We start from the raw sequence: 2,056 nt of genomic DNA on the forward strand, positions 1-2,056 counted from the left end.
GTATGATTTGTTAAAAATGGAAATGGATGCCCCGAGTCAACAGCCAATGGTGTTACTACGGGGTAGATATGCTCTTCAAAATAATGACGTAACCAAGCTTTTGTTTTTACATCCAGTTCATCAGGATGCGTAAAGAAAAAACCATAACTTTCTAGTTTAGTCAGGACATTGTTTAAATACATGCTTTGCATAGCAACAAGGCGTTGTACAGATTCATCTATCGCCTTTAATTGTGCCTTTGCATCCATATGAGCCGCATCATATTTAACGATACCATTCACAACTTGATGGCGTAACCCCGCCACGCGAATCATAAAAAACTCATCTAGATTAGAACTAGCAATAGCAATAAAACGCAATCGTTCCAACAGCGGAGTATTTGTATCTATAGACTCTAATAGTACACGCTGATTAAATTTTAGCCAAGATAACTCTCGGTTAAAGTAATACTTAGCATTACTGAACATGGCGGTCACCTCCTCTTACAAGTATAAGTTCCATACCAAATACTTCTGTAAAATACTCGGAATCACGACTAAATGTCCACCATTCTAGAGAAATATCTTCATTAGTGCGGCAGAATACATACAGTACATTATTCCGTTCTTCTAAGGTAATATCCGAGATTTTTTGATTACTACCTGCATCAAGCGCACAAGCTACACGAATGATAGCTACTAACTTTGTAACTTGAATCTTTTGTAATTCCGTCAAGGAATTAAAATAAGCATCATCATCAGATGGAGTTCCCTTATAGTGATAGTACACAACATTTGCCACCACTTGTTTTTCTTCTTCTGAAAGCCCAAAAATATCTGTGCCCATCACGATATGATACGCATGCTCTCCATGGTTTCGTAAATTAACAAACTTCCCTACGGAACATAATATAGCTGCAATGCGGCATAAGTAACCCCACCGTTCTGGTAAGCCTTTATGGCGTAATATTTTACAAAATAAAGAGCTGAATCTTTCTACCTCAGCATCATGAATGCTATCAGTATGATATCTAGCGGCAACCGCACGAGCTAGCTGAGCATTTTGCTCACGCAGTTGATACATAAACGGATTATTTTCAGCTTCAACTCCATAGAACCAGCTAATCCCTTGCGAGAAGGAGAAGCTACTAAAAATTAACGACTTTGGCTTTATAGCCGTTATAATTTCATTAAACAAAATCATAGTAGGCATCAAAATATTTGCCTTATATTCAGGTAGTTTATATCGATTGATTAACTTAGTAGCCGTTACACCATCAAAGGAATTGACGAAACCTTTAAAACGTTCTGGTTCAATGGTAATAATATCGTCCTTATTGCTTCCATCCCCCATGAGGCGCGCTAAATATTGAGCTTCATCGCCAGATAAAATTACACTATTAATGTTGAAAGTTTTTAGTTCCTCCCGCAATGGGCCTATCATGCGATGTAAATACTCGGTAATAGCCATTGGAAACGATGTAGAGGAACGTTGGTTACGATTAAAAGATTCCATAACACGCAAAGATCCGCTATGCATATTGCGCTGGAATAATAAGCTTTCACCACGCCAAACGGTTAAACCTACACCACCAGAAGTGATATCAAGGAATAATGTTGCCTTTGTAGGATCCGTCAAGCGGTACTGATTAGTCATCTTGTAGTATAACAAGGCATATTTGTAATACACCTCTTTAGGCATGTCGATAACCTCAACACGCATACCTGTTTGGATGTAAATTTGATCTAAAATACTACGACGGTTAGCAGCCTCACGTATTACAGTAGTGCCATATAATCTAGAGCGACTCACACCGTAATCGGCCATTAATTGTTTATATCCCTTTAAGATATGACAAATTTCTTCAATCGTTTTAAAACTCAAACGAGAGGTTTGGAATAGTTCTTCCCCAAAGGTTACCTCTCGAGCTGCATAATCTATAACGCGTACATCATCGATACCCTTGTATTCTAAAATAGTAATACTCATGCTACTGGAGCCTACATGTAGCACTGCATATCGTAACGCTTTTGGTAATGCCATTATGCCTCCTTACGAGCTTCCTTCCACTCTATTT

1 protein-coding gene and 1 pseudogene are annotated in these 2,056 nt (G+C 38.3%); both read right to left on the bottom strand.

The features are described 5' to 3' along the window. A pseudogene (locus Q0507_RS01675) lies at positions 1-467 on the bottom strand (RNA degradosome polyphosphate kinase); the annotation flags it as partial. Beyond that, positions 457-2,022 (bottom strand): Ppx/GppA phosphatase family protein, encoded by a 1,566-nt coding sequence (locus Q0507_RS01680; protein WP_298711442.1) that lies wholly within the window; start codon positions 2,020-2,022, stop codon positions 457-459. The gene Q0507_RS01680 and the pseudogene Q0507_RS01675, both read right to left, overlap by 11 nt. Between the last annotated feature and the right edge of the window lie 34 nt (positions 2,023-2,056).

Origin of the sequence: uncultured Veillonella sp., from assembly GCF_938010505.1 — a bacterium.
Taxonomy (GTDB): Bacteria; Bacillota; Negativicutes; order Veillonellales; family Veillonellaceae; genus Veillonella.

Excerpts from the sequence above, each read along its gene's own strand:
- Q0507_RS01680 (WP_298711442.1), bottom strand. The coding sequence starts at position 2,022 with ATGGCATTACCAAAAGCGTTACGATATGCAGTGCTACATGTAGGCTCC.